We start from the raw sequence: 6439 nt of genomic DNA on the forward strand, positions 1-6439 counted from the left end.
CTCACCCCTTCGCCGCGATGCGGTACCCGACGCCGCGGACCGTCTCGATCATCGCCGGGCAGCCCAGCTTGGCGCGAAGGGCGGAGACGTGGACGTCGAGGGTGCGGGACGCACCCACCCACGCGGTCTCCCAGATCGAGGACATGAGGGCCTCGCGGGTGACCGCCGCGCCCTCGGCCTGGACGAGCATCCGCAGCAGGTCGAACTCCTTGCGGGTGAGGCGGATCTCCTCCTCGCCGACCCACACCTGCCGCGAGCCGTGGTCGAGGCGGATCTCGCCGACCTGCTCGACGGGGTCGGGGAGGTGGACGAGCGAGCGCCGCATGACGGCGTCGATGCGAGCCATGAGCTCGGCGAGGCGGTAGGGCTTGGTGACGTAGTCGTCGACCCCGGCGCGCAGCGCGTTGACCACCGTGGCCTCGTCGCGTCGGGCCGTCACCGCGATGATCGGGATGTCGGTGGTCTCGCGCAGGTGACGGCACAGGACGAGCCCGTCCTGGTCGGGCAGGCCCATGTCGAGCAGGACGAGGTCCGCCTCGCCCACGGCCTCGAGGGCTCGAGCGGCGGTGGGCGCGCGACGCACGTCGAGGTTGGCCCGGCGCAGGGCGGGGGTGAGGGCCGCGACCACCCGGTCGTCGTCCTCGACGAGCAGGACCCTCATGGCGCCTCCTCGCGCTCCCCGCACCCCCCGGTCGGGCGTGCCCAGCCCCGGGTGACGAAGGTCAGATCTGTGTAAAGTCTCGCGGCCGGCGAGATGACCCGACCTGGCTCGCTCCTACGGTACCGGGCATGACAACGTCGTCTACCACGAGTCGGGATCCCGAGCCGGGCACCCCCGACGTCGATGCACTCACCGCCGAGTACGACGAGGAGAAGCCCTCCCGGACCCTGTCCCGGGGGCTCGAGCGCCTCGTCGTCCTGTGGTGCTTCGGCGTCGCGATCTTCGTCATCCGTCAGGTCTTCGCACCGCTCGAGCTGGGCAGCCAGTACTACCTCGTGTGGTTCCTCGGGCTGACCCTGCCGCTGGTCTTCCTCACCTACCGCATGCGCGGACGGGCCGAGGGCAGCGATGTCGACCCCGGGGCGGCACGCACGTCAGGGGCCACAGACCGCTCCGACAACCCGGGCGTCGTCGACTGGGTCCTCGCCGCGGTCGCGCTCCTCGTCGCCCTCTACCCGGTCCTGCCCATCCCGCTGTCGGAGATCGGCTTCGGCGGGTACAAGGGCTTCCTCGACCGCCAGGGCTCGCTCGTCACGCTCGACGTGGTCGCCGGCGCCCTGCTGATGCTCCTCGTGCTCGAGGCCACCCGCCGCACGACCGGCCTCGTCCTGCCCGCGGTCTGCGTCGCCTTCTTCGCCTACGCGTACTACGGCGGCTTCCTGCCCGTCGACTGGCGGATCAGCCACCTCGGCCTCGACCTCTCCCAGATCGTCAACGCGCTCTACAACGAGGCGTCAGGCTTCTTCGGGGTGCCGCTCGACGTTGCCGCCACCTACATCGTGCTCTTCACGATCTACGGCGCGGTCATCGACAAGATGGGCGCCGGACGCTTCTTCGTCGAGTTCAGCTTCTCGCTCTTCCGCCGCTCCGGCTCGGCCCCCGGCCGCACCGTCGCGACCTCCGGCTTCCTGCTCGGCACGGTCTCCGGGTCGGGCACGGCGACCGCCGTGACTCTGGGCTCCTTCGCCTGGCCGATCCTCAAGCGGGCGGGCTACCCCCGTGAGGCCGCCGGTGGCATGCTCGCCGCCTCCGGCATCGGCGCGATCCTCTCGCCGCCGACGATGGGCGCCGCGGCCTTCATCATCGCCGAGTACCTCAGCGTCCCCTACGTCGAGGTCCTCATCTGGGCGATCGTCCCGACCCTGCTGTACTACCTCGGCATCTTCCTCGCCGTCGAGATCGACGCCCGACGCTTCGGCGCCCGGCGGGTCGAGCTGGCCATCGGCAACCCCCTTCGCCTCCTCGCCCGCTCCGGCTACCACTTCATCAGCCTCGGCGTCATCGTCTTCTTCCTCGCCATCGACGTCCCGCCCTTCAAGGCGGTCGTCTACGCGACCGGCGTCGCCGCCCTCTTCGGGCTCGCCGAGGCCGTCCTGTCCCGTCGTCGCGTCGTCACCGGCTTCGACGACTACGACGCGGAGCTCGAGCGCATGCCGCTCGGCGTCTCGCTGCGCGACTACGCCACCCGCCTCTTCATGGCCCTCAGCTCGGGCATCCGCTCGGCGCTGCCGGTCATCGCGGTCTGCGCCGCGGCGGGCGTCATCACCTCGGTCATCGCCAAGACGGGTCTCGGCCAGATCCTCTCGGAGCTGCTCGTCGCGGCTGCGGACGCGCTGTCCTTCAACCAGGCCTCGCTCATCGTCCTGTCGGCGCTCTTCTCGGCCGTCGCGATCCTCGTGCTGGGTCTCGCGGTGCCGGTCACCGCGTCCTTCATCCTCAGCTGGGTGATCATCGGGCCGGCGCTCATCACGCTCGGCGTGGAGGCCCCCCAGGTCGCGATGTTCATCTTCTACTACGCGGTCCTGTCGGAGGTGTCGCCGCCGACAGCCCTGGCGGCCGTCGCGTCGGCGGCCATCACCGGAGGACGGGTCATCCCCACGATGATGCAGGCCTGCAAGTACACGCTGCCGGCCTTCCTCGCCCCGATGGCCTTCGTCGTCACCGACAACGGCGCGCTGCTCATCGCCGAGGGAGACCTCCTCGACATCGCCTGGGCCTTCGTCGTCGCCGGGTGCGCGGTCGCGGCACTCGCGATCGCCACGACGGGCTGGGTGCTCGGGCCGACGACGAAGCTCGAGCGGGCACTGTGCGTGCCGGCGGCCCTGCTGCTGCTCTACCTCGTGCCGCTCTCCATCGCCATCGGCTTCGCGCTGCTCGCCCTGGCCCTCGTCATCCACGTCGTGCGGATCCGCTCCGGCAGGGGCCGACCGGCCGCGACCGGCGACCGCGCCGCCGAGCCGGCACCGGCCACCTGAGACCTCCCGACACCCGATCACCGTCGATCACCCAACAGAGAGAAGTCCTGACATGCGCATCACCACCATCACCGGCGCCGCCGCCGTCGCCGCCCTGCTGCTCAGCTCGTGCGGAGGCCAGCAGGACCGCAGCGCCTCCAACGGCGCGGACGAGTCGAGCTGCGACGCGGGCCAGGGCCGTCTGAACATCGCCACCGGCAACTCCACCGGCGTCTACTACGTCGTCGGCGGCGGGCTGGCCAAGCTCGTCAACGACGAGACCGAGCTGCGGGCCACCTCGGCCGAGACCGGCGCCTCCGTGCAGAACATCGAGCAGGTCGTCGCCGGCGACTACGACATCGGCTTCTCGCTCGCCGACTCCGCCGCCGACGCCGTCAACGGCAAGGGGGACTTCAAGGAGAAGCAGAGCATCCGCACCCTCGGTCGGATCTACTCCAACTACACCCACGTCGTGGTCAGCGAGTCGTCGGGCATCGACTCCGTCGAGGACTTCAAGGGCAAGCGCATCTCGACCGGCTCGCCCAAGTCGGGCACCGAGGTCATCGCCAACCGCCTCATCGAGACCGCCGGTCTCGACCTCGGCGACGTCAAGCGCCAGCGCCTCGACCTCACGAAGACCGTCGACGGCATGAAGGACGGCTCGATCGACGGCCTCGTGTGGTCCGGCGGTCTGCCGACCCCCGCCGTCACCGACCTCTTCACCTCGATGGGTGACAAGGTGAAGTTCATCGATGTGACCGACCAGCTCAAGGACATGCAGGCCGTCAACGAGGTCTACGAGGAGGCGACGATCCCCGCCGCCACCTACGAGCTCGACGAGGACGTCCCGACCATCGCCGTGCCGAACGTGCTCGTCGTGCGCGAGGACATGCCCGCCAACATGGCGTGCGCCCTCACCTCGCTCATGGTCGACAAGAAGGACGAGCTCGTGAAGGTCCACCCGGCCGCGAAGGAGATCGACGCGAAGACGATGAGCGAGACCGGCCCGATCCCGCTGCACGACGGCTCGGAGCGCGCGCTCGAGGACAAGAGCTGACCCCCGTGACCCAGACGAAGGAGCACCACCAGTGAGCACCCGCGCCCAGACCCCCCTCGGGCTCTTCGGGACCGACCACCTCATCGGCGAGGAGGAGCGCGACATCCGTGACACGGTGCGCCGCTTCGTCGACGACCGGATCCGCCCGGAGGTCGCGGGCTGGTTCGAGTCGGGGCAGATCCCCGCCCGTGACCTCGCCCGCGAGCTGGGCTCGCTCGGGGTGCTCGGCATGCACCTCGAGGGCTACGGCTGCGCCGGCACGAGCGCGACCGCGTACGGCCTCGCGTGCATGGAGCTCGAGGCGGGGGACTCGGGCCTGCGCTCCCTCGTCTCCGTGCAGGGCTCGCTGGCGATGTACGCCATCTGGAAGCACGGGTCGGAGGAGCAGAAGCAGGAGTGGCTGCCGAGGATGGCCTCCGGCGAGGCCATCGGCTGCTTCGGCCTCACCGAGCCCGACTTCGGGTCCGACCCCGGCGGCATGCGCACCAGGGCGGTGCGCGACGGGGACGACTGGGTCCTCGACGGCGCGAAGATGTGGATCACCAACGGGTCCATCGCCGACGTCGCCGTCGTGTGGGCGCAGGCCGAGGGCACGATCCGCGGCTTCGTCGTGCCGACCGACACCCCGGGCTTCAGCGCGCCGGAGATCAAGCGCAAGGTCTCGCTGCGGGCGAGCGTCACCTCCGAGCTCGTGCTCGACGGGGTCCGGCTGCCCGCCGACGCCGTGCTGCCGGAGGTGACCGGGCTGTCGGGACCGCTGTCCTGCCTCAACGAGGCCCGCTTCGGCATCGTCTTCGGTTCGCTGGGCGCCGCGCGCGACTGCCTCGAGTCGGCCCTCGCGTACAGCGCGGACCGGTCGATCTTCGACCGCCCGCTCTCGGCCTACCAGCTGACCCAGGCCAAGCTCGCCGACATGACCCTCGAGCTCGGCAAGGGCATGCTCCTCGCCCTGCACCTCGGCCGGCTCAAGGACGAGGGCCAGCTGCGCCACGAGCAGGTCTCGCTCGGCAAGCTCAACAACGTGCGCGAGGCGATCGCCATCGCCCGCGAGGCGCGCACGATCCTCGGCGCGGCCGGCATCACCCTCGAGCACCCGGTGATGCGGCACGCGAACAACCTCGAGTCGGTCCTCACCTACGAGGGCACGAGCGAGGTGCACCAGCTGATCATCGGCCGGGCGCTCACCGGCGAGGCAGCCTTCCGGTGACCGACGAGCTCGTCCCCGGGGCCCTCGCGGGGGTCCGCGTCGCCGACTTCGGCCGGGTGCTCGCCGCGCCGTACGCGACGATGCTCCTCGCCGACCTCGGGGCCGAGGTCGTCAAGGTCGAGCGCCCCGGGGTGGGCGACGAGACCCGCTCGTGGGGCCCGCCGTGGTCCGACGAGGGGGAGTCGACGTACTTCCTGTCGGTCAACCGCAACAAGGAGTCACGGGCGGTCGACCTCGGCAGCCCCCAGGGCCGGGAGGAGGCGCTGGCGCTCGTCGCGAGCTGCGACGTCGTCGTCGACAACTTCCGCGCCGGCACGATGGACCGCCTGGGTCTGGGGCCCGACGAGCTGCTCGCCCGCCACCCCGGTCTCGTCGTGTGCTCCGTCACCGGCTTCGGCTCCGGCGAGGGTGCGCACCTGCCCGGGTACGACCTCGTCGTGCAGGCGGTCGGCGGGCTCATGTCGGTCACCGGGTCGCCCGAGTCGGGCCCGACGAAGGTGGGTGTCGCGCTCGTCGACGTCATCACCGGGCTGCACGCGGTGACCGGCATCCTCGCAGCGCTGCGGCACCGTGACCGCACGGGTGAGGGCCAGCGGGTCGAGGTCAACCTGCTGTCCTCGCTGCTCTCGGCGATGGTCAACCAGTCCTCTGCGCACGCGGTCACCGGCCAGGTGCCGCAGGCGATGGGCAACGTCCACCCGAGCATCGCGCCGTACGAGGTCCTGCGGACCGCGGACCGCCCGCTCGCCGTCGCCGCGGCGAACGACAAGCTCTTCGGGCTGCTGGCGAAGGGGGTGGGCCGGCCCGCTCTCGCGCAGGACGAGCGCTTCGCCCGCAACAGCGACCGCGTCGCCCACCGTCAGGTGCTCGTGGCCGAGCTCGAGGACGTGCTGCGCGAGCAGCCTGCGGACCACTGGTTCGAGGTGCTCTCGCAGCTCGGCGTGCCGTGCGGCCCGATCAACGACCTCGGGCAGGCCTTCGCGCTCGCCGACCGGCTCGGGCTGGCCCCGGTCCACGAGGTCGCCGAGCCCGGTCGGGCGCCGGTGCCCACCGTGGCCCACCCGATCACGCTGTCGCGGACCCCGGCGACCTACCGGACCCCGCCGCCGCGCCTGCCGAGCTGACGCAGCACGGGTCGAGGGGGTGGCGCCCCCCCCCCGGCCCCCGGGCCCCACGCCCCCCGGCGGGCCCCCGGTGCCGGCACGGGGGGGTGGGGGGGC

5 protein-coding genes are annotated in these 6439 nt (G+C 71.6%); 4 read left to right on the top strand and 1 reads right to left on the bottom strand.

Annotated features, from left to right (window positions below; translation table 11 throughout):
* Position 1: 1 nt before the first annotated feature.
* Positions 2 to 661 carry a response regulator transcription factor gene (locus LIV55_RS13255; protein WP_229300557.1) on the bottom strand — a complete coding sequence of 220 codons (660 nt, stop codon included), beginning with the start codon at positions 659 to 661 and terminating at the stop codon, positions 2 to 4.
* A gap of 128 nt (positions 662 to 789) precedes the next feature.
* On the opposite strand from LIV55_RS13255, the gene LIV55_RS13260 reads away from it, so the two are divergent.
* Genes LIV55_RS13260 through LIV55_RS13275 form a run of 4 tightly spaced genes read left to right on the top strand, consistent with a single transcriptional unit; the run spans position 790 to position 6343 of the window.
* Positions 790 to 2976 (top strand): TRAP transporter permease, encoded by a 2187-nt coding sequence (locus LIV55_RS13260; protein ID WP_123091295.1) that lies wholly within the window; start codon positions 790 to 792, stop codon positions 2974 to 2976.
* 52 nt (positions 2977 to 3028) lie between these two features.
* Positions 3029 to 4012, top strand: a complete 984-nt coding sequence (locus LIV55_RS13265) for a TAXI family TRAP transporter solute-binding subunit (protein WP_068273054.1) — start codon at positions 3029 to 3031, stop codon at positions 4010 to 4012.
* Between the two features lie 31 nt (positions 4013 to 4043).
* Complete coding sequence (locus tag LIV55_RS13270; RefSeq protein ID WP_123091294.1) at positions 4044 to 5219, top strand: acyl-CoA dehydrogenase family protein; 1176 nt, start codon at positions 4044 to 4046, stop codon at positions 5217 to 5219.
* A complete protein-coding gene (locus LIV55_RS13275; RefSeq protein ID WP_229300558.1) occupies positions 5216 to 6343 on the top strand; it encodes a CaiB/BaiF CoA transferase family protein in 1128 nt (375 codons plus the stop codon). Before LIV55_RS13270 ends, LIV55_RS13275 begins: the two co-directional genes overlap by 4 nt.
* Positions 6344 to 6439: the final 96 nt, after the last annotated feature.

Source organism: Janibacter melonis, assembly GCF_020567375.1.
GTDB classification, from domain to species: domain Bacteria; phylum Actinomycetota; class Actinomycetes; order Actinomycetales; family Dermatophilaceae; genus Marihabitans; species Marihabitans melonis.

Coding starts and splice junctions, on each gene's coding strand:
- LIV55_RS13255 (WP_229300557.1), bottom strand. CDS start 661: ATGAGGGTCCTGCTCGTCGAGGACGACGACCGGGTGGTCGCGGCCCTC.
- LIV55_RS13260 (WP_123091295.1), top strand. CDS start 790: ATGACAACGTCGTCTACCACGAGTCGGGATCCCGAGCCGGGCACCCCC.
- LIV55_RS13265 (WP_068273054.1), top strand. CDS start 3,029: ATGCGCATCACCACCATCACCGGCGCCGCCGCCGTCGCCGCCCTGCTG.